23 protein-coding genes and 1 riboswitch are annotated in these 25,410 nt (G+C 73.8%); of the genes, 15 read left to right on the top strand and 8 right to left on the bottom strand.

Annotated elements, in window-relative coordinates; all coding sequences use genetic code 11:
• Window positions 1-12: 12 nt before the first annotated feature.
• The gene (locus CHC11_RS28110) at window positions 13-345 is read right to left on the bottom strand and encodes a PH domain-containing protein (RefSeq protein ID WP_089314851.1); all 333 of its coding nucleotides are present in this window, start codon (window positions 343-345) and stop codon (window positions 13-15) included.
• Window positions 342-989: a TetR/AcrR family transcriptional regulator gene (locus CHC11_RS28105; RefSeq protein ID WP_089314850.1), complete on the bottom strand. Its 648-nt coding sequence runs from the start codon at window positions 987-989 to the stop codon at window positions 342-344. The genes CHC11_RS28110 and CHC11_RS28105 overlap by 4 nt, the downstream gene beginning before the upstream one ends.
• A gap of 51 nt (window positions 990-1,040) precedes the next feature.
• Between CHC11_RS28105 and CHC11_RS28100 the strand changes: the two genes are divergently transcribed.
• Window positions 1,041-1,604, top strand: a complete 564-nt coding sequence (locus CHC11_RS28100; protein WP_089314849.1) for a GNAT family N-acetyltransferase — start codon at window positions 1,041-1,043, stop codon at window positions 1,602-1,604.
• A gap of 198 nt (window positions 1,605-1,802) precedes the next feature.
• Window positions 1,803-2,570, top strand: coding sequence for a sulfite exporter TauE/SafE family protein (locus tag CHC11_RS28095; RefSeq protein ID WP_089314848.1), 768 nt, complete (start codon window positions 1,803-1,805; stop codon window positions 2,568-2,570).
• Between the two features lie 10 nt (window positions 2,571-2,580).
• Here the strand turns inward: CHC11_RS28095 and CHC11_RS28090 are convergent, their stop codons facing one another.
• Complete coding sequence (locus CHC11_RS28090; RefSeq protein WP_143227350.1) at window positions 2,581-4,089, bottom strand: glycoside hydrolase family 15 protein; 1,509 nt, start codon at window positions 4,087-4,089, stop codon at window positions 2,581-2,583.
• A 306-nt stretch (window positions 4,090-4,395) separates the two neighbouring features.
• On the opposite strand from CHC11_RS28090, the gene sucC reads away from it, so the two are divergent.
• From sucC to CHC11_RS28075, 3 genes are all read left to right on the top strand, one after another.
• A complete protein-coding gene (gene sucC, locus CHC11_RS28085) occupies window positions 4,396-5,577 on the top strand; it encodes an ADP-forming succinate--CoA ligase subunit beta (RefSeq protein ID WP_089314847.1) in 1,182 nt (393 codons plus the stop codon).
• A 2-nt stretch (window positions 5,578-5,579) separates the two neighbouring features.
• The gene (gene sucD / locus CHC11_RS28080) at window positions 5,580-6,467 is read left to right on the top strand and encodes a succinate--CoA ligase subunit alpha (RefSeq protein ID WP_089314846.1); all 888 of its coding nucleotides are present in this window, start codon (window positions 5,580-5,582) and stop codon (window positions 6,465-6,467) included.
• Window positions 6,468-6,626: 159 nt separating this feature from the next.
• Window positions 6,627-8,486: a cell division protein PerM gene (locus CHC11_RS28075; protein ID WP_245919878.1), complete on the top strand. Its 1,860-nt coding sequence runs from the start codon at window positions 6,627-6,629 to the stop codon at window positions 8,484-8,486.
• A gap of 31 nt (window positions 8,487-8,517) precedes the next feature.
• Here CHC11_RS28075 and CHC11_RS28070 read toward each other — a convergent pair whose 3' ends face one another.
• Window positions 8,518-9,018, bottom strand: a complete 501-nt coding sequence (locus tag CHC11_RS28070; RefSeq protein WP_089314845.1) for a hypothetical protein — start codon at window positions 9,016-9,018, stop codon at window positions 8,518-8,520.
• 143 nt (window positions 9,019-9,161) lie between these two features.
• On the opposite strand from CHC11_RS28070, the gene purN reads away from it, so the two are divergent.
• The 4 genes from purN to CHC11_RS41650 all read left to right on the top strand — a co-directional run bounded on the left by purN (window position 9,162) and on the right by CHC11_RS41650 (window position 12,593).
• Entirely contained in the window at window positions 9,162-9,923 is a 762-nt protein-coding gene (gene purN / locus CHC11_RS28065) for a phosphoribosylglycinamide formyltransferase (protein ID WP_089314844.1), read from the top strand.
• Window positions 9,904-11,469: a bifunctional phosphoribosylaminoimidazolecarboxamide formyltransferase/IMP cyclohydrolase gene (gene purH, locus CHC11_RS28060; protein WP_089314843.1), complete on the top strand. Its 1,566-nt coding sequence runs from the start codon at window positions 9,904-9,906 to the stop codon at window positions 11,467-11,469. The genes purN and purH overlap by 20 nt, the downstream gene beginning before the upstream one ends.
• A 189-nt stretch (window positions 11,470-11,658) precedes the next feature.
• The gene (locus CHC11_RS28055; protein WP_089314842.1) at window positions 11,659-12,285 is read left to right on the top strand and encodes a GAP family protein; all 627 of its coding nucleotides are present in this window, start codon (window positions 11,659-11,661) and stop codon (window positions 12,283-12,285) included.
• Window positions 12,286-12,416: 131 nt separating this feature from the next.
• Complete coding sequence (locus CHC11_RS41650; protein ID WP_179279044.1) at window positions 12,417-12,593, top strand: hypothetical protein; 177 nt, start codon at window positions 12,417-12,419, stop codon at window positions 12,591-12,593.
• A 47-nt stretch (window positions 12,594-12,640) separates the two neighbouring features.
• On the opposite strand, the gene CHC11_RS28050 is transcribed toward CHC11_RS41650, so the two are convergent.
• Window positions 12,641-13,234, bottom strand: coding sequence for a GNAT family N-acetyltransferase (locus tag CHC11_RS28050; RefSeq protein WP_089314841.1), 594 nt, complete (start codon window positions 13,232-13,234; stop codon window positions 12,641-12,643).
• Window positions 13,235-13,362: 128 nt separating this feature from the next.
• Window positions 13,363-13,448, top strand: a riboswitch (ZMP/ZTP riboswitch).
• A 64-nt stretch (window positions 13,449-13,512) separates the two neighbouring features.
• Here CHC11_RS28050 and CHC11_RS28045 point away from each other — a divergent pair.
• Window positions 13,513-14,373, top strand: coding sequence for a bifunctional methylenetetrahydrofolate dehydrogenase/methenyltetrahydrofolate cyclohydrolase (locus CHC11_RS28045; protein ID WP_089314840.1), 861 nt, complete (start codon window positions 13,513-13,515; stop codon window positions 14,371-14,373).
• A 167-nt stretch (window positions 14,374-14,540) separates the two neighbouring features.
• Here CHC11_RS28045 and CHC11_RS28040 read toward each other — a convergent pair whose 3' ends face one another.
• Window positions 14,541-15,272: an FHA domain-containing protein gene (locus tag CHC11_RS28040; RefSeq protein ID WP_089314839.1), complete on the bottom strand. Its 732-nt coding sequence runs from the start codon at window positions 15,270-15,272 to the stop codon at window positions 14,541-14,543.
• 292 nt (window positions 15,273-15,564) lie between these two features.
• Between CHC11_RS28040 and CHC11_RS28035 the strand changes: the two genes are divergently transcribed.
• From CHC11_RS28035 to CHC11_RS28015, 5 genes are all read left to right on the top strand, one after another.
• Window positions 15,565-16,005 carry a DUF3017 domain-containing protein gene (locus CHC11_RS28035; RefSeq protein ID WP_089314838.1) on the top strand — a complete coding sequence of 147 codons (441 nt, stop codon included), beginning with the start codon at window positions 15,565-15,567 and terminating at the stop codon, window positions 16,003-16,005.
• Window positions 16,006-16,143: 138 nt separating this feature from the next.
• On the top strand, window positions 16,144-17,361 hold the full coding sequence (locus CHC11_RS28030; RefSeq protein WP_089314837.1) for an NADP-dependent isocitrate dehydrogenase: 1,218 nt from the start codon (window positions 16,144-16,146) through the stop codon (window positions 17,359-17,361).
• A 328-nt stretch (window positions 17,362-17,689) separates the two neighbouring features.
• Window positions 17,690-18,679, top strand: coding sequence for a malate dehydrogenase (locus CHC11_RS28025; protein ID WP_089314836.1), 990 nt, complete (start codon window positions 17,690-17,692; stop codon window positions 18,677-18,679).
• Between the two features lie 197 nt (window positions 18,680-18,876).
• Window positions 18,877-20,658: an HSP90 family protein gene (locus CHC11_RS28020; protein ID WP_425427350.1), complete on the top strand. Its 1,782-nt coding sequence runs from the start codon at window positions 18,877-18,879 to the stop codon at window positions 20,656-20,658.
• Complete coding sequence (locus tag CHC11_RS28015) at window positions 20,645-23,311, top strand: hypothetical protein (protein WP_143227349.1); 2,667 nt, start codon at window positions 20,645-20,647, stop codon at window positions 23,309-23,311. The genes CHC11_RS28020 and CHC11_RS28015 overlap by 14 nt, the downstream gene beginning before the upstream one ends.
• Here CHC11_RS28015 and galK read toward each other — a convergent pair.
• Entirely contained in the window at window positions 23,304-24,473 is a 1,170-nt protein-coding gene (galK, locus tag CHC11_RS28010) for a galactokinase (protein WP_245919876.1), read from the bottom strand. The two genes, CHC11_RS28015 and galK, sit on opposite strands and share 8 nt — an antisense overlap.
• Window positions 24,449-25,402 (bottom strand): UDP-glucose 4-epimerase GalE, encoded by a 954-nt coding sequence (gene galE / locus CHC11_RS28005; RefSeq protein ID WP_089314833.1) that lies wholly within the window; start codon window positions 25,400-25,402, stop codon window positions 24,449-24,451. Before galE ends, galK begins: the two co-directional genes overlap by 25 nt.
• Window positions 25,403-25,410: the final 8 nt, after the last annotated feature.

The following is a 25,410-nucleotide window of genomic DNA, read 5'->3' as shown; positions in this document are numbered from 1 at the left end:
GACCAGGATGGCTCAGCGGCGTCCGGCCCGTCGCCGTGGCCGTGCGCCCGGGGCGAGCCGGAGCGCGTCCGCGGTGATCTCGATGATCTCCGTCCAGGCGAACCGGCGGCGGCCGTACCCCGATACGAGGGTGAGGCCCTCCGCGTCGAGGACCATGCGTGTCCGCAGCTTGGGGACGGCTCCGAGTGCGAGGACGAAGCATGCGGTACCGGCGGCGAGCGCGGGGGCGCCCGCGCCGTCGCCCGCCTTCTGGATCGCCACGACGCCGAAGAGGGCGGCGAGGGCGCCTCCGGCGAGGATCATGCCGAGGTGGCGCGGGCAGCGCAGCGTGCGCGACTTGGTCATCGGGGCATCATCCCGCCCGCGCCGGGCGCCGCGGGGGGGCCGGAGCCCGTGGCCAGGGCGGCCAGGAAGGCGTCCAGCATCGCGGTCTGGCGGGCGGGCGGGTAGGCGTCCGGGTCGAACAGGGCGTGCACGACCAGGCCGTGCGTGAACGCGGCGGCGGCCGCGACGGTGTCGTCCGCGACGGTGTCGTCCCCGCCGGGCCCGGCGGGCAGTTCGCCGCGCTCGACGGCGGCGGCGGCGTGAGGGCGGAGCCGGGCGCGCCAGTTCTCGTAGCGGCGCCGTTGGTGCTCGCCGAGCTCGGGATCGGCGAGCGCGACGTCCCACGAGCTCACCCAGATGCGGTTCATGTCCGACGCGGCGGGGGTCAGCGGCAGGACGTCCAGGAGCGCGGCCCGCAGGGACGCCAGGCCGGGCGGGGCCTTGCGGAGGGCGCGGCTCGCGGTGCGCTCGTCGGCGAGGTCCAGGGCGTACGCGACGAGGGCCCTCTTGTTCGGGAAGTAGTGGGTGAGCAGCCCGGTGGACGCGTCCATCTCCGCCGCGACCGCGCGCAGGGTCAGGCCGCCGAAGCCGCGGCCGGCCAGGACGCGCCACACGGCCTCGGACACGTCCCGGCGCCGGGCGTCGTGATCACCTCGGGCGGGCATTCCCGTAGGATACATAACAAACGTTCGGTACGTACTCCCCGGGGAGGCCCCATGTTCGCTCGCACGCTCGCCGAGGGCGCTGAGCTGCGCCCGCTCGAGCCCTGGCAGGCGGCCGAGTTCGCCGAGCACGCCGACCGGGTCCGCGCGGACATCGACCGGTACATCCCCTGGGCCCGGACCGTGGTGGACGAGGAGACGGCCCGCGAACTGCTCCAGGCGTACGCCCACAAGCAGGCCAGGGACGAGGGCCGCCTCTACGGCATCTGGGTGGACGGCGTCCTCCAGGGCGGCACGGTGTTCCGGACGTTCGACGCCGCGCAGGGCGTCTGCGAGGCGGGCGTCTGGCTCGCGGCCGGGGCCCGGGGGCGCGGGCTGATCACCGAGGCCGTCCGCATCATGATCGACTGGGCGATCGGCACGCGGGGGATGCACCGGGTGGAGTGGCTGTGCGACCCGCGCAACACCGCGAGCGCGGCCGTGGCCGGACGGCTCGGGATGACGTGCGAGGGCGTCCTGCGGCAGGCGTTCGTGCTCGACGGCGACCGCCGCGACGTCCAGGTATGGGCCGTCCTCGCCGGCGAGTGGCGGGCCTCCGGAGGGAGCGAGCGCCCCTGAGGGGGAGTGGACGGTGTGCCGAGGAGCGAGCGGCTTCCGAGCGGGGTCGGGAACTCGGGTGGACGGTTTCGTTGACGGCGAGGGGGTCCTGGTTCCAGGAGGCATGGAGGCCGGACCGGAGGCGGCGGGCGGCCGGTCGGGGAGGCCCGCTAGGGTAATCGGTCAGTTGACTTTCACTCCTTACCTCCGGGAGTCCCCGTGCACGCCGAGCAGGTCGTCTTGCTGCTGGCCGCCGCCGTCGCGGCGGGCTGGGTCGATGCCGTGGTGGGAGGCGGCGGGCTGATCCAGCTGCCCGCGCTGCTGCTGCTCAACCCGGGGCAGCCGGTCGCGACCGCGCTCGCCACCAACAAGCTGGGCTCGATCGCGGGCACCACCTCGGCCGCCATCGCCTACGCGCGCAAGGCCAAGCCGGACGTGCGGGTGGCCGTCCCGGCGGGCCTGCTCGCGGTGTGCTGCGCCGCCGGCGGCGCCCTCTGCGCGGCGGCGATCTCCTCGGACGTGCTGAAGCCCGTCATCATGGTCGTCCTGCTGGCGGTGGCCGCGATCGTGGTGCTCAGGCCGGACCTCGGCCGGCTCCCGCGGCCGGTGCTGCGCACGCGCCGCAGGGTCGCCGCGGCCGTCCTCGTCCCGGGCGTCGCGATCGCCTTCTACGACGGGCTCCTCGGTCCGGGCACCGGGACGTTCCTGGTGATCGCGTTCACCGCGCTGCTCGGCATGGACTTCGTCAACGCCTCCGCCACCTCGAAGATCATCAACGCGGGCACCAACCTGGGCGCGCTCGCCGTGTTCGCGGCGCAGGGCCACGTGCTGTGGGCCATCGGGCTGGCCATGGCGGTCTGCAACATCGTCGGCGCGCAGGTGGGCGCCCACATGGCGATCAACCGCGGTGCCGGTTTCGTCCGGGCCGTCCTGCTCTGCGTCGTCAGCGCCCTCGTGCTGAAGCTCGGCTACGAGCAGTTCGGCTAGAGCCCCCCGTTCACGGAACGGGGAGCGGCCGGTCCAGCGCGGAGAGGCTCAGCAGGACCAGCGACGCCGTCCAGCCCAGCGGCGCCGGGCCCGCGGGCCTGCCCGTCACGCCGACCTTCTCCGGCAGGACGCCCAGGGACGTGCGGTGCGCGGAGAGCCAGTCGAGCCGATCCAGTGCCTCGTCCTTCCGGCCCGACGCGGCCGAGTTCAGCCCGAACAGCGCGGTCTCCGGCGTCCAGGCGACGTCGGGGTCGCCCGACCAGCGCTCGCCGGGCAGGACGCCCCCGTTCGGCAGCGCCTGCTTGCGCGCGGCGTCCGCGATCGCGGTGGTCACGCCCGGATCGGCCGGTGCGAACGGCGGCGCGAGGAACGTCACCGAGGTGTCCATCAGCCCGCCGGGGATGGGGGAGCGCGGGTAGCCGTAGGGGGCGAACTGCCTGGCCACCGCGTCCGAGACCCGCTGCGCCGCGTGCCGCCACTCCGCCGCCTTCGCGCCTTCGCCGCGCATCCGCGCGAGGTCGGCCGCCGCGCGCAGGCCCGCCAGCGCGGGGCCGGCCACGCCGAGCGTCGGGCGCCGCGGGTCCTGCTCGCGCCGGTGGTCGCGCTCCCAGTAGTCGGACGAGGCGGGCGGCAGCCCCTCGGCGTCCAGGGAACGCGCCAGATGGTCGGCGGCGCGCTGCACCATCGGCCACAGCGTGGGCGGTTCGTCCTGGCCGGCGGCCTGGACGCGGTAGAACCAGGCCGACCACAGCACCCAGCCGAGCGAGTCGAGCTGCGGGGCCCGGCCGTCGGCGACGGCCGTCCCGTCGGCGTTGTACCGCGCGGCCCACATGCCGTCGTCGTGCTGCGCCCGGGCGAGGAAGTACAGGATGCGGCGCGCCTCGGCCGGATGCCCGGTCACGGTGAACGCGGCCACGGCGAACGCGGAGTCGCGGGGCCAGCAGTACCGCCACTTCGAGTACCAGGACGCGAGGGACGCGCCGTTCGGGCGGGTGAGGAGACGCAGGTCGAGCAGGGCGCGCGTCGCCATGTCGCGGTAGGCGTCGTCCGTCCCGCCCCCCGGGACGGTGCCCTGCGCCAGCCACGCGCCGTCGGACCGGACCGCCCGGCCCACCCGCGGGTCGGAGGCGTCCACGGTGATCGGCGCCTCGCCGCCGGAGGGGACGAGCCTGACCCGCCCGTCCGCGAGCCTGACGACCGAGCTGCCCGCCAGGTAGGAGGCCCCCTCGGCCTGGTCGGGGGCCAGCGGGACGCCCGCGAACGGCCATCCGCCGCCGCCGACGAGTCCGGGGCTCGCCCAGCCGGGGGCGGGCGGCTCGGGGACGGTGGCGCCGCCGGTCGCGACGAGCGCCGCCACGATGAGCAGGGCCGCGGTGCGCCGCACCTTGCGGGCGCCCGCGCGGCCGCGCGGCGCGGCACGCCTGCGCGGATCGGTGGGCCCGCCTGCGGGCGGCGGGACGGATATGACGGGCGCGACGGTGAGAGGTCTCGCGACGGATGCGTCCCGTCTCTCCGCCATCGCCATGCATCCGCCCCCTGTCCGCCTGGCCGTCTCGCCGAATTAGTACATCAAACTATGTCAATCGGTTCATCATCCTCACGAGCCACTCGTGCCCCCCCCTGAGGATGAGCACACCCGCCGCCCGGCGCGCTCCCGTTCAAGGGAAGTCCGCGTGACATACGGACCCGGCGGCGTCACCATGGAGGCGGGTTGACTAGGCTGCATCGACGGAGCGGACCGCAGAGTGCCGGCCGCACGGACACCCGTGTAACCCCCACTCGTGTGGTCGCACATTCGGCTGTCGATCCGTAAAAGGACGCCCTCGTGGACCTGTTCGAACATCAGGCGAAGGAACTCTTCGCCGAGTACGGGGTACCGGTGCCCACCGGCAAGGTCGCCCATACTCCCCAGGAAGCCCGGGCCATCGCGGCGGAGCTGTTCGCCGCGGGAAGCTCGAAGGTCGTCGTCAAGGCCCAGGTGAAGACCGGGGGCCGCGGCAAGGCCGGCGGCGTGAAGCTGGCCGACTCCGCCGACGAGGCCGAGCAGCTCGCCGGCCAGATCCTCGGCATGGACATCAAGGGCCACACGGTCCACAAGGTCCTGGTCGAGGAGGGCAGCGCGATCGCGCAGGAGTACTACTTCTCCTTCCTGCTCGACCGCGCCAACCGGACCTTCCTGTCCATCTGCTCCGTCGAGGGCGGCGTGGAGATCGAGGAGGTGCCGCACGACCGGCTGGCGATGGTGCCGGTCTCGCCGCTGGAGGGCGTCGACCGCGCCCGGGCCCGCGAGATCGCCGAGAAGGGCCGCCTCCCGCAGGAGGCCCTCGACGGCGCCGCCGAGCTGATCGAGCGGCTGTGGGCCGTGTTCACCGACGAGGACGCCTCCCTCGTCGAGGTGAACCCGATGATCCTCACCGCCGACGGCCAGGTGAAGGCCCTCGACGGCAAGGTCTCCCTGGACGAGAACGCCTCGTTCCGCCAGGACGACCACGAGAAGCTGGAGGACAAGGCCGCGGCCGACCCCCTGGAGGCGGCGGCGAAGGCCAAGGACCTCAACTACGTCAAGCTGGACGGCAGCGTCGGCATCATCGGCAACGGTGCCGGGCTCGTCATGTCCACCCTCGACGTGGTCGCCTACGCGGGCGAGCAGTTCGACGGCCAGAAGCCCGCGAACTTCCTCGACATCGGCGGCGGCGCGTCCGCCGAGGTGATGGCGAACGGGCTGGAGATCGTCCTGTCCGACGCCGACGTCAGGTCCGTCTTCGTCAACGTCTTCGGCGGCATCACCGCCTGCGACGCCGTCGCCAACGGCATCGTGTCGGCCTACAAGCTGCTGGCCGACCGCGGCGAGGCCGTCAACCGCCCGCTCGTCGTCCGGCTGGACGGCAACAACGCCGAGCTCGGGCGCAAGATCCTCAACGATGCGGCGCTGCCCGGCGTCCAGCAGGTCGACACCATGGACGACGCGGCCAGGCGCGCCGCCGAACTCGCAGCGGCAGGTGCATGACAATGGCCATCTGGCTCACCGAGAACAGCAAGATCATCGTCCAGGGCATCACGGGCTCCGAGGGCACCAAGCACGGCCGCCGGATGCTCGCCTCCGGCGCCCAGGTCGTCGGCGGCGTGAACGCCCGCAAGGCCGGGCAGACGGTCGACTTCGACGGCACGACCCTCCCGGTGTTCGGCACCGTCGAGGAGGCCATGCAGGAGACCGGCGCGGACGTCTCCGTCGTGTTCGTCCCGCCGAAGTTCACCAGGGACGCCGTGGTCGAGGCGATCGACGCCGAGATCCCCCTCTGCGTCGTGATCACCGAGGGCGTCCCGGTGCACGACACCGCCTACTTCTGGGCGTACGCGGAGTCGAAGGGCAACAAGACCCGCATCATCGGGCCGAACTGCCCCGGCATCGCGTCCCCCGGCAAGTCCAACGCCGGCATCATCCCGGCAGACATCACGACGCCCGGCCGCATCGGCCTGGTGTCCAAGTCGGGCACGCTGACCTACCAGATGATGTACGAGCTGCGCGACATCGGCTTCTCCACCTGCGTCGGCATCGGCGGCGACCCCGTCATCGGGACCACCCACATCGACGCGCTCCAGGCGTTCCAGGACGACCCGGAGACCGACGCCATCGTGATGATCGGTGAGATCGGGGGCGACGCCGAGGAGCGCGCCGCCGCCTACATCGAGCAGCACGTGACCAAGCCGGTCGTCGGCTACGTCGCCGGGTTCACCGCGCCCGAGGGCAAGACCATGGGCCACGCCGGCGCCATCGTGTCCGGCTCCGCCGGCACCGCGCAGGCGAAGAAGGAGGCCCTGGAGAAGGTCGGTGTCCGGGTCGGCAAGACCCCGAGCGAGACCGCCGTCCTCATGCGGGAGCTCATGCAGAACCGCTGATCTCCCCGGAACCACCCGAAAGACGCCCGAGCCGCCCGGCGGCCCGGGCGTCTTTCGCGTGCCGGCCGCCGCGGCGGCGAAGCCGCGGGGCGTGATCACAAAGGCGACACGCCGGGCGGGCGGGCCTTGCGGGGGCGGGCGCGGTGCCAGCATGGACCGGTGAGCGACAAGACCCCCGGGCAGCGTGCGAAGCGGGAGCCGTCCAAGGCCGCACCGTCGAAGGGTGCGCCCGCACCGTCGACGGCCGCGTCCAAGGCGGCGCCGCCGGGCGGAGCGGGCCGGGCCGCCGCGCCGCCGGGGGCGGACCCGGGGCGCGGACGCCCGCCGTCCGCGCCCGCCAGGCCGCTGTACGTGACGGGGCTCGTCGCGGCGCTGTGGTGCATCGGCATCGGGCTCGCGGTGCTCACCACGATCACGCTGATCGGCTGGATCGCCGCGCCGAAGACCGCGCTCGGCCACGGCCTGGCCGGCGTGTTCCGGACCGCCGTGAACTTCTGGCTGGTCTCGCACCACGCGGGGTTCTCCTACGGGCAGGGCCGCTTCGGGCTCCTGCCGCTCGGCGTGCTCGTCCTGCCCGGGGTCCTGCTGTACCGGGGCGGCGGGTGGATGATCCGGGTGGCCGGGCTGCCGTACCGGCAGCGCACCGCGGTCCTGCACGTGGCCGTCGCGCTGGCCGCCCCGTACGCGGCGCTGGCCGGGCTGCTCGCGCTCGCGGCGTCGTCCGAGGAGGTGCGGCCGTCGGCGTGGCAGGCGCTCGTCGGGTGCTTCCTCGTCGCCGCCGTCGCGGGCGGGCTCGGGGCGGCGCGGGCCGTCGTGGCGGCGGAGGCCCGCGGCCGGCGGGTCCGGTCCGGGCTGGGCGCGCTGCTGCGGCTGCTGCCCGAACGGCCGCGCTCCCTGGTGATCGGCGTCGCGGGGTCGCTGAGCGTGCTGCTCGCGTCGGGTGCGCTGCTCGTCGGCGGGTCCCTCGCCACGCACCTGTCGGACGCCGGCGACCTCTACGACATGCTCGCCCCCGGCGCGGTGGGCGGCGTCCTGCTGCTGCTGGTCGAGCTGGCGTTCCTGCCGAACGCGGCGATCTGGGGCATGGCGTACGCGGTCGGGCCCGGCTTCTCCGTCGGCGCCGGGACGAGCGTCTCCCCGACCGGGGTGTTCCTGGACGCCGTGCCCGCGTTCCCGCCGCTCGCCGCCCTTCCCCAGCCGGGCCCGGCGCCCGCGGTCTCACTGCTGGCGCTGGCGGCGCCGTTCGTCGCGGGTGCGGTGGGCGGCGTCCTGACGATCCGGTCGCTGCCGAGCCCGGTGTCGGAGGGCGCGCCGCTGTGGGGCTTCGTGTCCGGCGCCCTGACCGGGGCCGTCGCGGCGCTGCTGAGCGCGCTGGCGGGAGGGCCGCTGGGCGGCGGGCGGATGGCGACCGTGGGCCCGTCCGCGTGGCAGGTGGGGCTGCTGGCCGCCCTTGAGGTGGGGATCTCGGCGGCGATCGCGGCGTGGGTGGCGAACTGGCTGGTGCTGCGGCGTCTGGCGAGCGCCCCGTCCAGGAAGCCGGGCTCCAGGAAGCGGGCGGCCGGGAAGGCCCCTGCCGCGAAGGCGCCTTCCAGGAAGGGGGCGGCGAAGAAGCCCGCCAAGCCGAAGAAGCCGGTGCGGGCGGTCCCGGAGCCCGCCATGCCGCTGTCCGCGCCCGTTCCCGCGGACTACGACCTGCGCCTGGAGGGCCCGCCCAAGCCGGCGCCGAAGGCCCCCCACGCTCCGGACCCGCTGGAGTTCGAGGAGGCAGAGCCCGTCCTCGCGCCCCGGCGGCCCCGCCGCCGGACGGACCCGGCTCCCGACCCCGTCGAGGACGAACCCCAGCCGCCGGGCGACGGCACGGTCGTCGTCGAGGGCCACCTGGAGCCCGAGGAGCCCGGCGCGCAGGAGCCCGCGGAGGAGCGGCGCCCCGTCCCACCGCCCCGCGAGGACTCGGGCCGCACCGAGAACCGGGGCGGCGCGATCTACGTCCTGCGCGACGACCCAGACGAGAACGCCTAGACCGCCCCGCCCTGACCTGCGGCGGGGCGGGTCAGAGCAGGTCGCCGTACTTGTCCATACTGCCGGCGGGCAGGTCGAGCTTCTTCTCGATCTTCGGGTAGTACTCCGCGCGGCACGCCTGCTTGTCGGTGGTGGTGTTGGACGCGCTGACGCAGCTCTGGTAGCCGCTCAGCTCCGTCCACAGGAACGCCGTCAGGGAGACCGACAGCAGCGAGAACACCAGCCCGATCGACCCGAGCACGATGCCGGGGACGGCGCCGGGGGCCGCGTCGCGCGTGCGGCGCGCGTTTCGGCGGGCCCTGATGCCGACGACGAGCGCGGCGATGCCGAGCACCAGGCCGAGCGGGTAGAAGAAGAACGCGGTCAGCAGGGCGATGCCGCCGAGCCACAGGGCCCGCCAGCCGGTGCCCCGCCCGCCCTGGCGCGGCTCCGCGGGCGGCTCTCCCGCCGGCCGCCCGTCCGGGCGGTCTTCGGGCTGGGCCGGACGGTCCGGCTGGTCGCTCACGTTCTTCTCCTCCTGGGGCGTGCGCATCTCGGTTCCATGCGGTGGGTTCGTATGTCCGGCGTTCGTACTGTCTGGCTCGTTCGGGCTCCGGTTCGGGCGGTCTGGGGTGAGGCGGCGCCGAGGTCGCCCGATAGGCTTCGTGATGTCCCAGCAACGTCCACCGGGGAGAAATGGTGTCCGCCCGGCTCGTCGTCCTCGTCTCCGGCGCGGGGACCAACCTACAAGCGCTGCTCGACGCGTGCGCGGATCCAGCCTACGGGGCGAAAGTGGTGGCCGTGGGGGCGGACCGCCCCGATATCGGCGGAACCGAGCGTGCCGAACGAGCGGGATTGCCCACTTTCACCCTCTGCATACCGGATTTCCCGTCCCGGGGCGACTGGGACGCGACCCTCGCCGAGACGGTCGCCGAGTACGAGCCCGACCTCGTGGTGTCCGCCGGCTTCATGAAGATCCTCGGCCCGCGGTTCCTGGCGCGCTTCGGCGGCCGGACGGTCAACACCCACCCCGCGCTGCTGCCGTCCTTCCCCGGCGCGCACGCCGTACGGGACGCCCTGGCGTACGGGGTGAAGGTCACGGGCTGTACGGTTCACTTCGTCGACGAAGGCGTGGACACCGGACCCGTCATCGCCCAGGAGAGCGTCACCGTGGGCTGGCATGACGACGAAGACTCCCTGCACGAGCGGATCAAGCAGGTGGAGCGCCGGCTCCTCGTCGACGTCGTCGGACGGCTGGCCCGCGACGGGTGGACCGCGCGCGGCAGGCGGGTCTCGATGAAGTGCCGGACCTGCGCGGACTCGCCCGGCGGCGAGGCCTCCGCGACCGGTCCCCGCGACAGCGGTTCGTCCGACAGCGGTTCGTCCGACAGCGGTTCGTCTGACAGGGGTTCGTCCGATCAAGAGGGGAGCTCGGCCGGTGAGTCGGGTGGCGATTAAGCGCGCGCTGATCAGTGTGTACGACAAGTCCGGGCTGGAGGAGCTGGCCCGCGGCCTGCACGAGGCGGGAGTGGAGATCGTCTCGACCGGGTCGACGGCCGGCCGGATCTCCGCCGCCGGAGTCCCGGTGATGAAGGTGGAGAAGCTCACCGGGTTCCCCGAGTGCCTGGACGGGCGGGTCAAGACCCTGCACCCGAAGGTGCACGCGGGCCTGCTCGCCGACCGGCGCAAGGAGGACCACCTCCAGCAGCTCGACGATCTGGCCGTCGAGCCGTTCGACCTCGTGGTCGCGAACCTGTACCCGTTCGCCGACACGGTGGACTCGGGCGCGACGCCGGACGAGTGCGTCGAGCAGATCGACATCGGCGGGCCCACGATGGTCCGCGCCGCCGCGAAGAACCACGCGAGCGTCTCCGTCGTGGTGGACCCGTCCTCCTACGGGACCGTCCTGGACGCCGTGAAGGCCGGCGGGTTCACCCTGGACGAGCGCCGCCGCCTGGCCGCGCGGGCGTTCGCGCACACCGCGTCCTACGACGTGGCCGTGGCCTCCTGGTTCGCCGGCGACTACGCGCCCGACGAGACCGCCGCCGAGACGCGGTGGCCCGACTTCCTCGGCGCCACCTGGGAGCGCTCGAACACCCTGCGGTACGGCGAGAACCCGCACCAGCGGGCCGCCCTGTACCGCTCGCCGGGCGAGAAGGGCCTGGCCGGGGCCGAGCAGCTCTACGGCAAGGAGATGTCCTACAACAACTACGTCGACACCGACGCCGCGCGCCGCGCCGCCTACGACTTCACCGAGCCGTGCGTCGCGATCATCAAGCACGCCAACCCGTGCGGCATCGCGGTCGGCGCGGACATCGCCGAGGCGCACCGCAGAGCGCACGCCTGCGACCCGGTGTCGGCGTACGGCGGCGTGATCGCGGCGAACCGGCCGGTCACCGCGGACCTGGCCCGCCAGGTCACCGAGAGCTTCGCCGAGGTGCTGGTCGCCCCGTCCTTCGAGGACGAGGCCGTGACCGTCCTGAAGGACCGCTTCAAGAACATCCGCCTGCTGGTCTGCCCGCAGGCTCCGGCGGGCGGCGTGGAGTACCGGCGCGTCGACGGCGGCGTGCTGCTGCAGGACGTGGACCGCGTGGACGCCGGCGGCGACGACCCGTCCGGCTGGGAGCTCAAGACCGGCGCCGCCGCGGACGAGGCGACCCTGCGCGACCTGGCGTTCGCGTGGCGGGCGATCCGCTCGGTGAAGTCCAACGCGATCCTGCTGGCCGCGGACGGCGCCACCGTCGGCGTCGGCATGGGCCAGGTGAACCGGGTCGACTCCGCCAAGCTCGCGGTCGCGCGGGCAGGGCGGGAGCGGGCCGCGGCCTCGGTGGGCGCGTCCGACGCGTTCTTCCCGTTCCCGGACGGCCTGGAGGTGCTGGCCGAGGCGGGCGTCCGCGCGATCGTCGAGCCCGGCGGGTCCGTCAACGACGACAAGGTGATCGCCGCGGCGGAGAAGGCCGGCATCACCCTCTACTTCACCGGGGTCCGGCACTTCTTCCACTGAGGGTTCACGAGGCGCGCCGTGCCGCCGGGCGCGCCGGCGGGGGACATCCCGCCGGCGCGCCCGCGTACGGAAAGGATCGGCCCCCGGTCAAGAACGCGTCGACCCGCGCATCGGGCCTCGATCGCTCCCCTACCGTGAGTCCTGACGAGGGCGCTTCCCCCGTCGCGGGAGTCACGGCGGGGAGGGGTCATGAGTCTTCAGGTGCTCCCGCTGGCCATCACGATGATGGCGGGGCCGCAGATCATGTCGGCGATCATCCTCGTGACGACCCCGCGGCCCGTGCGGGCCTCCCTGGCGTTCCTGGCCGGTGTGGCCGTCTCGGCGAGCGCGGGGACCGCCGCCGCGCGGGGCGTCTTCGCGCTGGTGGGCGGCAACGTGTCGATCGGTAGTGCGTCCGACGACGGCTCGGTCGGAAAGATCGTCCAGTACGCGCTGATCGCGCTGCTGCTGCTCGCCATCCTGCGCAATTACGTGAAACGGGCCACGATCGAGCCGCCCAAATGGCTCGGGTCGCTGATGCACGCCGGACCCGGCCGGGCGTTCAGGACCGGGCTGCTGCTGATCATTCTGATGCCCTCCGACCTCATCGTGATGCTCACGGTGGGGGCCAACCTGGAGCAGCACCACGAGGGCGCGGCGGCGGCGGCCGTCTTCGTCGGGGCCACCCTCCTGATCGCGGCGCTGCCGCTGCTCGCCCTGCTTCTGTTCCACCGGCGCGCCGAACGCGCCATGCCCCGGGTGCGGGAGTGGATGACCGGCAACAGCTGGGTGATCAACATCATCTGCTGCCTGATCTTCATCGCGATCATCCACTGACGGCGGGCCTTCGCCACCTGTTTCCCGCCGCGGGACCGCGCACCGCCGCCGGGCGGGTACCCTCGGGGCTGCCGCGCCCCCCTTCTGACCCTCCCTTGACCTCGGCGCGGGCGTTCCGTGGTGGAGGCGGGATGAATCTGCTGATGTCCCTCATGCTCGGCGTCGTCTATCAGGCCGACTTGCTGCTGATGGAGTCCCGGCAGGTGATCGGGCTGATCGCCGCGTTCCTGGCCGCGGTGCTCGCCGCCCAGTTCGGCTGGCACGGCACCGACCGCCTCATCGGCTGGCGCCAGCGCTCCGAGGACTGAGCGCCCGGGAACCGGCCTTACCGGTTCCCGGCCGAAACCGGTCCCGGTCAGCGCAGTCTCGCGCGCAGGGCGCGTTCGGCGGCGGGCCACTCGTCGTCCGTCATCGCGTAGGCGGCGGTGTCGCGGATCGAGCCGTCCGCGCGGATCCGGTGCTTGCGGTGGACGCCCTCGAACGACGCCCCTAGCCGCTCGATCGCCGCGCGCGACCGCTCGTTGCGGACGTGCGTGTGCCAGCCGACCCGGATCGCCCCGAGATCGCTGAACGCGCGTCCCATGAGCAGCAGTTTCGCCTCGGTGTTGAGGCCCGTCCGGTGCCACCGCGACCCTATCCAGGTGTGGCCGATGCACAGGCCGCGGTCGGACGGGGAGATCTCGTAGTACGACGTCGTCCCGGCGACCTCGCCGGTGAGTGCGTCGATCTGCACCCAGGGCAGGCGCCGCCCGCGCCCGCAGTCCGCCAGCGCCCGGTCGACCTCCGCGCGCATGTCGCCGGCGCTCTCCGGCTGCCGCCGGCTCATCCACGTCCACAGCTCCGGGTCCTTGGACGCCTCGAACAGACCCGCGGCATGCTCGGCGGACAGCGGCTCCAACCGCACGTATCGCCCGGTCAGGACGGGTCGCTCGAACCATTCGTCGCTCATGCGGAGCACCCTAGGAGCCCTGGGTCGGCATCCGGCAGAGCCACTTGACGCCCTTTTCCGCAGGCCACTCGCGCGGCCTCCTTCCACGAAGCCGCGAGGCCGCCGTCTCCGGGGCGGCCGGTTAGCATGGGGGCCTACGCGACTGGCGCGGTCAAGGTGGATCACCACCGGGGAGCGAACGACAGTCCGGACACCGCGCGCCTGGGTGGACGGGACCCATTCCGGCCGGGCTCTGCGCCCGGGGCCCGGTCCCGCCCGAGATCCACGCGGAGGAACGCATGACGGCACAGCTTCTGGACGGCAAGGCCACGGCCGCCGAGATCCGCTCGAACCTCAAGGTCCGCGTCGAGGCGCTGCGCGACCGCGGCGTCTCCGTCGGGCTCGGCACCGTCCTGGTCGGCGACGACCCGGGCAGCCACTCGTACGTGAACATGAAGCACCGCGACTGCGCCGAGGTCGGCATCGAGAGCATCCGCCGCGACCTGCCCGCCACCGCCTCGCAGGACGAGGTGGAGCGCGCCGTCGCCGAACTGAACGCCGACCCCGCCTGCACCGGCTACATCGTCCAGCTGCCGCTCCCGAAGGGCCTGGACGAGCAGCGGGTGCTGGAGCGCATCGACCCGGCCAAGGACGCCGACGGCCTGCACCCGGTCAACCTCGGACGGCTCGTCCTGATGCAGCCGGGCCCGCTGCCGTGCACGCCCAAGGGCATCGTCGAGCTGCTGCGTCGCTTCGACGTCCCGCTGAGGGGCGCCGAGGTGACCGTCGTCGGCCGCGGCATCACCGTCGGCCGCTCCCTCGGCCTGCTGCTGACCCGCCGCACCGAGAACGCGACCGTCACCCTCTGCCACACCGCCACCCGCGACCTCGCCGAGCACACCCGCAAGGCCGACATCGTCGTGGCGGCGGCCGGGGTGCCCGGCCTCATCACCGCCGACATGGTCAAGCCCGGCGCCGCCGTCCTCGACGTGGGCGTGTCCCGCGTGGACGGCAAGCTCGCCGGGGACGTCGCCGCCGACGTCCGCGACGTCGCCGGTTGGGTCGCGCCCAACCCCGGCGGCGTCGGCCCGATGACCCGCGCCATGCTCCTCTCGAACGTCGTCGAGGCCGCCGAGCAGACCGCCGCGCGGATCGCCTGATCGGGCGCAGTCCGGAGACGGGCGCGCTGCGGGGGCCGCCACCGGCACCAAGGTGGCGGCCCCCGTTCGCGTCGCCCTGGGCCGCGCCGTCCCTTGCGCGGCCGAACCGGGGCTGAGCGATCGCCCTCTGGTAGCGCTGCCGGGGGAGGGCGACCGCGGGTCTCACATCAGCTGGCCCTCCGTCCCGCGGCCGTGCTGGGCGCCGGACGGCCCGGGCCGTGGGCGTGACCCGTAGCGCCCGGCCGGCGCGTCTCGGTGGTGCCGCGCACCCCGGGGACGCGCCCGTCCATCGGCGGACGGCCCTGCTGGGGCACGTGCACCGGCGGCAGCGGGCGGACGAGGCCCATCGCGATGACCTCGTTGGCGAGCCGGGTGCGCCGGTTGGCGCCCTCGGGGATCCGGAACTTCTGGTAGAGGCGCAGCAGGTGCTGCTTGACCGCGGCCTCCGTGACGACCAGCTCGCCGGCGATGTCGCGTGCCGTGGCCGGGGCCACGAACGCCTCGTCGGACAGGGCGGGCCGGCACAGCGAGGTCAGCACGTCGACCTCCCGGCGGGTGAGCTCGGGCGCGACGGCGCGCCGCAGTTCGACGTCCGGGTCGACCTCCTCACGGGGGATGCCCCCCAAGCGGCAGCGCGCCGTGCCGAAGCTCACGACGTCACCGTCCTCCAGCACACGGCGGGCGATCGGCCGGCCGTTGACGCGCGTCCCGTTGCGGGACAGGCCCATGTCCACCACGTAGACGTACGGGCCACGTCGGATGATCTCTGCGTGCAAACGGGACACACTCGGGTCGTCGAGGCGGACGTCCACTCCTCTCCCTCTCCCGACCGTCGTCACGTCGGGGCGCAGCGGCACCACCAGCCCGCTGTCCTCGATCCGCATGAACGGCCCCTCCACGGCAGTCCTCCCAGCTAGTTAGCGACCCCTGTCTGCCGGGTTACCCGGGTGCCATGCCGTCACACCCTCCTACTGGCGAGTAGCACCGATGGCACAGGGGATTCCGGGCTCTCGGCCATCACCTTGCGCACATAGGTCCCATCCGCATTTCGCGGCGGGCGACAAGCCGGACTCTTCCCCCGCCGCCTCCCTTGCGTCTCCGGTCCGACTCATTCGCGTCCCCTCCCGGCCCCTCCCGCCGGGGGGGTGCGCGATGTCGTGCCGGGACCCGATTGCCTATACCGTGACTTCCATGAGCACCCAGGTGCACCGGCGCAGGCGCAAGGCGCCGCGTCGGAGGAGCGCCGCCCCGCACTGGCTCGCGCGGCTGCCGTACCTCCTCGTGCTCAGCGGCGTCGGCGCGGGGCTCACGCTGTGCGCCTTCAACTACTTCCGCAAGGGCTCGGGCCTGATGGCCGCCGCGCTGCTCATCGGCGCGCTGGCCCGGCTGCTGCTGCCCGAGTCGCAGCTCGGCCCGCTCGCCGTCCGGAGCCGGTCGGTCGACTGCTGGACGCTCGTGATCCTCGGCGAGATGGTCGCGTTCGTGTCGCTGAGCGTCCCGCCGATGAACAAGACCGGGCTCGTCCTCGCCGGCGCGTTCGGCGTCCTGATCGCGCTCACGATGCTGGTGCGCGGTGCGCGGCTGCTCATCGCCGGGCGCTCCTCCCGGACGGTCGAAGAGCCGCCCGGCTAGCGCGTCGGCGCAGGTCAACTCCTAGACGGTGGGCCGCGGGGCAAGGCCAGGTCTAGACCTCATGACCGCCTCGGCTAGCCTAGCCAGTTGAGCCTTACAAGGACTGCTGGCCAGGTGTAGGAAAGGGACAGCAACAGCATGCCCAAGATCAAAGTAGCGGGCCCGGTCGTCGAACTCGACGGCGACGAAATGACGCGGATCATCTGGAAATTCATCAAGGACCAGTTGATCCTGCCCTACCTCGATGTGGACCTGAAGTACTACGACCTCGGGATCGAGCACCGTGACGCCACGGACGACCAGGTCACCGTCGACGCCGCCAGGGCCATCCTGGAGCACGGCGTCGGCGTCAAGTGCGCGACCATCACCCCCGACGAGGCGCGCGTCGAGGAGTTCGGCCTGAAGAAGATGTGGCGGTCCCCGAACGGGACGATCCGCAACATCCTCGGCGGCGTGATCTTCCGTGAGCCGATCATCGCGTCCAACATCCCCCGCCTGGTCCCCGGCTGGACGAAGCCGATCATCATCGGCCGCCACGCCCACGGCGACCAGTACAAGGCCACCGACTTCGTCGTGCCGGGCCCGGGCAAGGTGACGATCACCTACACCCCCGAGAACGGCGACGAGCCCATGGAGTTCGAGGTCGCGAACTTCACCGGTGGCGGCGTGGCCATGGGCATGTACAACTACGACGACTCGATCCGCGACTTCGCCCGGACGAGCATGCGGTACGCGCTGAGCCGCGAGATGCCGCTGTACATGTCGACGAAGAACACGATCCTCAAGGCCTACGACGGCCGGTTCAAGGACCTCTTCCAGGAGATCTACGAGGCCGAGTTCAAGTCGGACTTCGAGTCCAAGGGCCTCACCTACGAGCACAGGCTGATCGACGACATGGTCGCGGCGGCGCTCAAGTGGGAGGGCGGGTTCGTCTGGGCCGCCAAGAACTACGACGGCGACGTCCAGTCCGACACCCTCGCGCAGGGCTTCGGCTCCCTCGGCCTCATGACCTCCGTCCTCATGACCCCCGACGGCAGGACCGTCGAGGCGGAGGCCGCGCACGGCACGGTGACCCGGCACTACCGGCAGCACCAGCAGGGCAAGCCGACGTCGACCAACCCCATCGCGTCGATCTTCGCCTGGACGCGCGGGCTGGAGCACCGCGGCAAGCTCGACGGCCAGCCCGAGGTCATCGACTTCGCGCGCAAGCTGGAGCAGGTCTGCATCGAGACCGTCGAGAGCGGCCAGATGACCAAGGACCTGGCCCTGCTCGTCGGCTCCCAGACGCCGTGGCTGACGACGCAGGACTTCCTGGAGGCCCTCGACACCAACCTCCAGAAGAAGATCAACGGCTAGTACTCCCGCGAGTGCTCCCCGCCGCGGCGGGGCTGATCCTCCCTGCGCGGTCAGCCAGGGGGGTGCCGCCGCCGTGCTCCCCGCGCATGCGGGGGTGAAGGCCGTTCCGGATCCGTCCGGGACGGCCTTCCGCCTGTTCGGGGCGGGGTGGCATGCCGGGAGGCGCACCTGGGCGGTGGCGGGCGGGAGGTGCGCGATAGCCTGGCACCGCAACTATCTCGACGGCGAGAGAACCCGCGCCACGCAGCGCAGGCGGGCGGCCTCTCGGGCGGTCGGGGTTCCAAGGATGGCCGCCTGAGCCCGTCAGGTCACAGCAGGAGAAGGACGCATGACTCGCACCCCAGTCACCGTTACCGTTACCGGCGCCGCAGGCCAGATCGGCTACGCGCTGCTGTTCCGCATCGCGTCCGGCCACCTCCTCGGCGCCGACGTGCCCGTACGCCTGCGCCTGCTGGAGATTCCGCAGGCGGTGAAGGCCGCCGAGGGCACCGCGATGGAACTGGACGACTGCGCGTTCCCGCTGCTGTCCGGCATCGACATCTTCGACGACGCCGTGCGGGCGTTCGAGGGGACGAACGTCGCGCTGCTGGTCGGCGCCCGCCCGCGCACGAAGGGCATGGAGCGCGGCGACCTGCTGGAGGCCAACGGCGGCATCTTCAAGCCGCAGGGCGAGGCGATCAACGCCGGCGCGGCCGACGACGTCCGGATCCTGGTGGTCGGCAACCCGGCGAACACCAACGCGCTGATCGCGCAGCAGCACGCGCCGGACGTCCCGGCCGAGCGGTTCACCGCGATGACGCGCCTGGACCACAACCGCGCCCTCGCGCAGCTTTCGAAGAAGACGGGCGCCTCGGTCGCCGACATCCGCAAGATGACGATCTGGGGCAACCACTCCGCCACGCAGTACCCGGACGTGTTCCACGCCGAGATCGCCGGCCGGAACGCCGCCGAGACGGTGAACGACCAGAACTGGCTGGAGAACGACTTCATCCCGACCGTCGCCAAGCGCGGCGCCGCGATCATCGAGGCGCGGGGCGCGTCGTCGGCGGCGTCGGCGGCGTCGGCCGCGATCGACCACGTGCACACCTGGGTGAACGGCACCGCCGACGGCGACTGGACGTCCATGGCGGTCGTGTCGGACGGCTCCTACGGCGTCCCCGAGGGCCTGATCTCCTCCTTCCCGGTCACCACCGCGGGCGGCGAGTGGGAGATCGTCCAGGGCCTGGAGATCGACGACTTCTCCCGCTCCCGGATCGACGCGTCCGTCGCGGAGCTGTCGGAGGAGCGCGAGGCCGTCCGCAAGCTCGGCCTCATCTGAGCCTCGCCTGAGCGCCCTGCGCGAGCCCCGAGCGGGCATGCGCCACGAGCCCCGGACCACCCCGGTCCGGGGCTCGTCCGCGCCCGGTCCCGGCCGGCGCCCGCGGCGCCCGCGGACGCATGATCTGCGGACAAAAAATCTGAAGGCGTCGGTATCGGTCGCTAGGGTGTGATCGCTCGGAAAGTGATCGGGGAGGCGTGCCGGTGGTCGAACAGGCGTTCCAGGTGGACCTGCGGGGCGTGGTGGACCTGCTGAGCCGCCATCTGTACGCGAGCCCGCGGGTCTACCTGCGGGAACTGCTGCAGAACGCGGTGGACGCGATCACGGCGCGCGGCGCCGGCGGCCGCGTCGAGATCGAGACGGGCGGCGGCGTTCTGCGCGTCCACGACGACGGCGTCGGCCTGACCGAGGACGAGGTGCACACGCTGCTGGCGACGATCGGGCGGTCGTCCAAGCGGGACGAACTGGGCTTCGCGCGCCACGACTTCCTCGGCCAGTTCGGGATCGGGCTGCTGTCGGCGTTCCTCGTCGCGGACGAGATCGAGGTCGTGACGCGGTCCGCGCGGGGCGGCGGCGCCGTCCGGTGGACGGGACGCTCCGAGGGCAGCTACCGGGTCGAGCCCGGCGAGCGGGACGAGCCGGGAACGACGGTGACGCTGCGGGCGCGGCCGGGCGCGGCGGAGCTGCTGAGCCCGCCGGTCGTCGCCGAACTGGCCGCCGTGTACGGGTCGCTCCTCCCGGTCGAGCTGGTCGTGGACGGTGCCGCCGTCACCGGCGACGGGCCGCCGTGGCGGGCCTCCTACCGCGACCCCGCCGACCGCAGGCGGGCGCTGGAGCGGTACTGCGAGGAGGTCTGCGGGTTCACCCCGTTCGACGTCGTGGACCTCGACGTGCCGGAGGCGGGGCTGACCGGCGTCGCGTTCGTCCTGCCCGAGCCGGTGTCGCCGTCCGCGCGCGCCGCGCACCGCGTCTACCTGAAGCGCATGCTGCTGGCCGAGCACGTCGAGGGGCTCCTCCCCGACTGGGCGTTCTTCGCGCGCTGCGTCGTGGACGCGGGGGAGCTGCGGCCGACCGCGAGCCGCGAGGCCCTCTACGAGGACGAGCTCCTCGAATCGACGCGGCACGGCCTCGGCGAGGTGCTGCGGCAGTGGCTGGTGAAGCTCGCCGAGACCGACCCGGCGCGGCTGCGCGCCTTCCTGCGGCTGCACCAGCTCGGCGTCAAGGCGATGGCCCTGCACGACGACGACATGCTGCGGATCGTCGACCGGTGGCTGGAGTACGAGACGTCATCCGGGCCGATGACCCTGCACGAGTTCCGCCGCCGCCATCCGGGCGGCCGGTTCACCGCGGACGTGGACGAGTTCCGGCGGCTCGCGGCGGTCGCGGGCGCCCAGGGCGTGGGCCTGGTCAACGGCGGCTACGTCCACGACACCGAGATCATCGAACGGCTGCCGGACCTCGACCCCGACATCCGGCTCGCGCGGCTGGACGCGGCTGAGCTGACCACCACGTTCGGCGTCCTCGACCCGGCGGCGGAGCTGGCGCTGCGGCCGTTCCTGGCGGCGGCGCAGCGGGCGGTGGAGCGGCTCGGCTGCGAGGTCGTCGTCCGCGACTTCGACCCCGCGTCGCTGCCCGCGCTGTACCTGACGAGCCGGGACGCGCAGTTCCGCGACGAGCTCGCGCGTGCGCGGGAGGAGGCGGGCGAGCTGTGGGCGGACGTGCTCGGCGCGGTCGGCGCCACCACGGGCGCCGACCGTCCCCAGCTGGTGCTGAACTACCGCAACCCGCTGGCCCGGCGCGTCACCTCGCTGGGGGACGGCGGGCCCGTCGAGGCGGCCGTCCAGGCCCTGTACGGGCAGGCGCTGCTGCTCGGCCACCATCCGCTGCGGCCCGTCGACACGGCGGTCCTGAACCGTTCCTTCATCGGCCTGCTGGAGTGGGCCGTCCACTCCCCGGAGGGCCCTGATGAGCATGGATGACGTCTACGCGCTGATGGCGCGGTCGCAGGAGCTGCCCTACGGGGAGGCCCGCACCGTCCTGATCGAGGACGCGCTGCGCCGCGCCGAGGCGGCCGGCGACGAGGTGCTGGCGTTCCACGTGCGGGTCAGGCTGACCGACGCCTACCGGTACGGCGGGGAGCCCGTGAAGGCGTTCGCGACGTTCAGCCGCACGCTGGCCGACCACGACCGCGACCCCGCCCGGTTCGACGAGACGCACAGCCTGCTGTGGCAAATGAAGGCGGTGGTCAGCTCCCTGACCTCGTTCCCGGAGATCCCGCTGGACCGGGCCCACGCCGTCCTGGACGACATGGAGCGGCGCTACAAGGCGGGCGGGCACAGCCTCCAGGCGGTGTACCACTACCGCAACGTGGTGGCGCGGCACATCGGCGACGGTTCGGCGCACGAGTGGTTCGTGAAGTGGCGCGCGGCGGAGCGGGACGAGCTGTCCGACTGCGAGGGCTGCGACCCGACCGGCATGGCCCGCCACCTGGTCGAGGCCGGACGGCACGAGGAGGCGTTCGAGATCGCCGCGCCGGTGCTGAGCGCGCGGCTGTCCTGCAACGAGCAGCCGCAGTCGATCCAGACGGCGCTGCTGCCGGTGTACCTGCGCATGGGCCGCCTCGAGGAGGCCGCCGGCGCGCACCGCCGCGCCTACCGGGTGCACCGGGCGCGCCTCGCCGATCTCGGCGACGTCGCCGAGCACGTGGTGTTCTGCGCGGTCACGGGCAACGGGGCGCGCGGCCTGGAGATCCTGCAGCGGCACCTCGGCTGGCTCGACCGGGCCCCGAGCGCGCACGCCGACATGGAGTTCTCCGCCGCGGCGGCCCTGCTGCTGCGGGTGGTCGAGGCGGCCGGCCACGGCGCGGCGACCATCCGCCGCCCGGCCGCCGACGACCGCCCGGCGGCGGACGTGCCCCTGCCCGAGCTCCGCGCCGAACTGGCCGGACGCGCGACGGCGCTGGCGGCCCGGTTCGACGCCCGCAACGGCACGTCCCACCAGGGCGACCAGGTGCGCGCCACGCTGGAGGCCGAGCCGGTCGTCGACTTCCTGCCGCTGGCCCCCCACCACCGCCGCCCGGCACCCGCGCCCGCACCGCGCAACCCCTCGGCGGACGACTCCGCCTCCGCTGACGACCTCGCGTCCGTGGACGATCTCGACGAACTGCTCGACCTGGTGGAGCGGCGCCGCAGGGCCGGCGACCTGCCCGGCATGCTGGCGGCCTTCCGGCGGTTCGACGCCGTCGCCGAGACCGCCGGGCCGACGCCCCTCCAGAAGGCCCGCCGCCTGGACGGCCGGGGCGTCGAACTCGCCGTCGAGGGCGACGACCAGGGCGCCGCGCGGTGCTGGGAGGAGGCGTCCCGGCTGTACGCGGAGCTGGGCGACGAGACGCGCCGGCACCGCGCGCTCGGCCGCCTCGGCGCGATGCGCGTCGACCTCGGCGACGAGGGCGGCCTGGAGCAGGTGGCCGCGTCCGCCGACCACCTCACCGCGCATCCGGGGGAGGACGGCGACGCCACGGCCGCGCTGCTGCGCCTCGCCACCGCGCAGCTCGGGCTGGACCGTCCGGCCGAGGCCCTCGCCGCGCTGGACCGGGTCGACACCGGCGACGCGCCCGACCGCGCCGGTGAGCTGTGGTTCCTGCGGGGGCAGGCGCTCCTGCGGACCGGCGACACCGACGCGGCGGCGGCGGCGCTGCGCCGCTCCGCCGACGCCTCGCGCGCCTCCGGCGAACCGGAGACGGTCGCCTCGCCCGCGCTGCTGCTCGCCCGCACCCTGGCGCGCCGGGACACCGGCCCGGACGAGGAGGTGTTCGCCCTCCTCGACGAGGTGATCGCCGTGCTGCCCCCGTCGCCGATGCGCGCGGCGGCGCACGGCGACCGCGGCCTGGCGCTCTTCGCCGCCGACCGGCCGGCGGACGCCATAGCCGACCTCGCGGAGGCCATCGCGGCCTGGACGGCCGGGGGCATGCACGAGCAGGCCGTCCACCTCCGGGTGGACCTCGCCGCCGCGTACCTGGCCGTGGGCCGCCACCTGGAGGCCGCCGAGGCCGCCGAGGAGGCGCTGCCCGGCCTGGACGGCGACACCGCCCGGCGCTGCCGCCTGATCCTCGCGCACGCGCAGAAGGAGATGGGCGAGGAGGACGCCGCCGCGACGTTCGCCGCCCTCGCCGAGGACGCCGCGCGGGACGGCCGCCACGACGCCGTCGCGCACTTCCTGGAGGAGGCCGGCGGCGTCCTGACCGCCCTCGACAGGGACGCCCTGGCCGCGGCCCGGTTCGCCGAGGCCGCCGAGGCCAACGAGAAGGCGGGCGACCCCTACGGGGTGGTCCGCACCCGCCGCCGCGCCGCGATGTGCCTGCTGTGGAGCGGCGACGCCGACGAGGCCGGCTCCGTCATGGACACGGCCCGTGCGGCCCTGGCCGGGCTCCCTCCGGACAACGAGCCCGCCCGCGTCTGGGAGACCGCCCTCGTCTCCTACGACCAGGCCCGCGTCCTCGCCCAGGTCGGCCGCCTCCCCGAGGCCGTCGCGCACGCCTCGGCCGCCGCCGACGGCTTCACCACCCTGGACGAGACCGACGCCGCCGAGGAGGCCGCCCGCCTCCACGACGACCTGAGGTCGGCCCTCAACTGACGCGGCGGGCGCCCTCGGAGGGGGGCGCCTCCAGGAACTCGGGGGGCGTCCAGCCGCGCCTGGCGTAGGCGGCCGTGATCGCGTCCCGCACCTTCCGGGCGCGCTCGGCCGGGGTGAGGACGATGGCGGAGCCGCCGAAGCCGCCGCCCACCATGCGGCCGCCCCGTGCGCCCGCGCGGACCGCGGCGTCGACGGCGGCGTCGGCCTCGGGCCAGGAGACCTCGAACTGGTCGCGCAGGGACAGGTGCGAGGCGTTCAGCATGGCGCCGAGCTCGGGGAGGGCGCCGGCGCGCAGCAGCCCGACGGCGGCCTCGACGCGGTGGTTCTCGGTGACGACGTGCTGGACGCGGCGGCGCAGGACGGGATCGCGCAGCGCCGCCAGGGCGGCGGCGAGGTCCTTGACGTCGCGCAGGGCCTCGACGCCGAGGAGGGACGCCGCCTCCTCGCACTCCGCGCGGCGGCGGCCGTAGTCGCCGCCCGTCAGCGCGTGCGAGGCCCGCGTGTCGACCACCAGGAGGACCATGCCCGAGGCCGCCGGGTCGAACGGGACCTGCGACGACAGCCCGGTGCGGCAGTCGAGCATCAGCGCGCGGCCGGGCGTGCACAGCAGGGACGCCGACTGGTCCATGAGGCCGCACGGCATGCCGACCTGCTCGTTCTCGGCGCGCTGCGCCAGCCTGGCCAGCGCGGGACGGTCGATCTCCACGCCGTGCAGGTCGCACAGCGCCAGCGCGGTCGCGCATTCCAGGGCGGCGGACGAGGAGAGGCCCGCGCCCTGCGGGAGGTCGGAGTCGATCAGCAGGGACGCGCCGCCCGTCCCGTGCTCGCGCAGCACGCGCGCGACGCCGACCGGGTACGCGGCCCACTCCCGGTCGGCGGGCCAGTGCTCGGCGGCGACCGTCCCCCCGTCCACGGGGGCGGTGACGGCGGTGGCGGCCTGCAGCGAGCGGACCTCCAGCACGCCGTCGTCGCGGCGGGCGGCGGCGACCGAGACGCCGCGCGGGAGCGCGAACGGCAGGACGAACCCGTCGTTGTAGTCGGTGTGCTCGCCGATCAGGTTGACCCGGCCGGGCGCGTGCCACACGCCCTCCGGGGCCCGCCCGAACGCCCCGGCGAAGCTCCCGCCGAGCGCGCCGGTCACCGGGAGCGCAGGAAGGTCCACGCGTCGCCGACCATGGTGCGCAGATCGCGTTCGGGCTTCCAGCCGAGCCGCTCCTGGATCTTCTCCGAGGAGGCGACCAGCACCGCCGGATCGCCGGGGCGGCGCGGCGCCACCTCGGCGGGGACGTCGCGGCCGGTGATCTCGCGGCAGACCTCGACGACCTCGCGGACGGAGGCGCCGGTGCCGCTGCCCAGGTTGAAGATCTCGTGGCGGCCGGGCTCGCAGGCGTCCAGCGCGAGCAGGTGGGCGCGGCCGAGGTCGGTCACGTGGATGTAGTCGCGGACGCAGGTGCCGTCGGGCGTCGGGTAGTCGTCGCCGAACATCTTCACGGCGCCGTCGCCGCCCTGAGCGATCCTCAGCACGTTCGGGATCAGGTGGGTCTCGACCGTGTGCCGCTCGCCGAGCCCGCCGTAGGCGCCCGCCACGTTGAAGTACCGGAGCGACACCCCGCCGATGCCGTGCAGCCGCGCGTACTCGGCGAGGGCCGTGTCGATCGCCAGCTTGGACGCCCCGTAGGGGTTGGTCGGACGGGTCGGGTCGGTCTCCAGGATCGGCGTGGACTCCGGCTCGCCGTAGGTCGCGGCGGTCGAGGAGAACACGATCCGGGGCACGCCCGCGACGCGCATCGCGTCCAGCAGGGCGAGGGACTCGCCGAGGTTCTTGTCCCAGTACAGGGCGGGCTTCTCGACGGACTCCCCGACGAGCGAGCGGGCCGCGAAGTGCAGCACGGCGCCGAACCCGCCGCCGCCGAGCACCTCCGCCGCCGTGTCGCGCAGCGTGCCGCGCACCAGCCGGGCGCCCTCGGGCACCGCGTCCGCGTGCCCGGTGGACAGGTCGTCCAGCACGACGACCTCGTGCCCCGCCTCCAGCAGCAGAGCGGAGACGACGCTGCCGACATAGCCGGCGCCTCCGGTGACGAGCAGCTTCACTGACGGAC

This window comes from Actinomadura mexicana (assembly GCF_900188105.1).
Taxonomy (GTDB): domain Bacteria; phylum Actinomycetota; class Actinomycetes; order Streptosporangiales; family Streptosporangiaceae; genus Spirillospora; species Spirillospora mexicana.
Note: the sequence above shows the minus strand (reverse complement) of the source record. Positions and strands in the feature narration are given on the sequence as shown.

Coding starts and splice junctions, on each gene's coding strand:
- CHC11_RS28110 (WP_089314851.1), bottom strand. CDS start 345: ATGACCAAGTCGCGCACGCTGCGCTGCCCGCGCCACCTCGGCATGATC.
- CHC11_RS28105 (WP_089314850.1), bottom strand. CDS start 989: ATGCCCGCCCGAGGTGATCACGACGCCCGGCGCCGGGACGTGTCCGAG.
- CHC11_RS28100 (WP_089314849.1), top strand. CDS start 1,041: ATGTTCGCTCGCACGCTCGCCGAGGGCGCTGAGCTGCGCCCGCTCGAG.
- CHC11_RS28090 (WP_143227350.1), bottom strand. CDS start 4,089: ATGGCGGAGAGACGGGACGCATCCGTCGCGAGACCTCTCACCGTCGCG.
- sucD (WP_089314846.1), top strand. CDS start 5,580: ATGGCCATCTGGCTCACCGAGAACAGCAAGATCATCGTCCAGGGCATC.
- CHC11_RS28070 (WP_089314845.1), bottom strand. CDS start 9,018: ATGCGCACGCCCCAGGAGGAGAAGAACGTGAGCGACCAGCCGGACCGT.
- purN (WP_089314844.1), top strand. CDS start 9,162: ATGGTGTCCGCCCGGCTCGTCGTCCTCGTCTCCGGCGCGGGGACCAAC.
- CHC11_RS28055 (WP_089314842.1), top strand. CDS start 11,659: ATGAGTCTTCAGGTGCTCCCGCTGGCCATCACGATGATGGCGGGGCCG.
- CHC11_RS41650 (WP_179279044.1), top strand. CDS start 12,417: ATGAATCTGCTGATGTCCCTCATGCTCGGCGTCGTCTATCAGGCCGAC.
- CHC11_RS28050 (WP_089314841.1), bottom strand. CDS start 13,234: ATGAGCGACGAATGGTTCGAGCGACCCGTCCTGACCGGGCGATACGTG.
- CHC11_RS28045 (WP_089314840.1), top strand. CDS start 13,513: ATGACGGCACAGCTTCTGGACGGCAAGGCCACGGCCGCCGAGATCCGC.
- CHC11_RS28035 (WP_089314838.1), top strand. CDS start 15,565: ATGAGCACCCAGGTGCACCGGCGCAGGCGCAAGGCGCCGCGTCGGAGG.
- CHC11_RS28030 (WP_089314837.1), top strand. CDS start 16,144: ATGCCCAAGATCAAAGTAGCGGGCCCGGTCGTCGAACTCGACGGCGAC.
- CHC11_RS28025 (WP_089314836.1), top strand. CDS start 17,690: ATGACTCGCACCCCAGTCACCGTTACCGTTACCGGCGCCGCAGGCCAG.
- CHC11_RS28015 (WP_143227349.1), top strand. CDS start 20,645: ATGAGCATGGATGACGTCTACGCGCTGATGGCGCGGTCGCAGGAGCTG.